Origin of the sequence: Christiangramia aestuarii (assembly GCF_009735585.1) — a bacterium.
GTDB classification, from domain to species: Bacteria; Bacteroidota; Bacteroidia; order Flavobacteriales; family Flavobacteriaceae; genus Christiangramia; species Christiangramia aestuarii.
Map to the genome: position 1 here is coordinate 1 of NZ_VJVW01000161.1, position 372 is coordinate 372.

1 protein-coding gene is annotated in these 372 nt (G+C 66.4%); it reads left to right on the forward strand.

Going from position 1 to position 372, the window contains the following annotated elements; all coding sequences use genetic code 11:
• Nucleotides 1-347 (forward strand): HisA/HisF-related TIM barrel protein (locus tag FLP08_RS17355; RefSeq protein WP_238388524.1); only part of this gene is annotated, 347 nt, incomplete at its 5' end.
• Nucleotides 348-372 lie beyond the last annotated feature (25 nt).

Sequence of the window (372 nt, forward strand, 5' to 3'; positions counted from 1 at the left end):
CCAAGGACGGTTTCGTCGCCACCGACGGCTGGGCCGAGGTCAGCGAAGTCCAGGTGATCGACCTGGCCCGTCGCTTCGAGGCCGACGGGGTGTCCGCCATCGTCTACACGGATATTTCCAAGGACGGCATGATGCAGGGCTGCAACGTCGAGGCTACCGCCGCGCTGGCCAATGCCACGCGGATCCCGGTGATCGCCTCCGGCGGCATCCACAATCTCGGCGACATCCAGAAGCTGCTGGACGCCCGCACCCCGGGGATCATCGGCGCCATCACCGGCCGGGCGATCTACGAAGGCACCCTGGACGTGGCCGAAGCCCAGGCGCTGTGCGACAACTTCAAGGCCTGAGGCGAACCGCATGGCACTGGCAAAA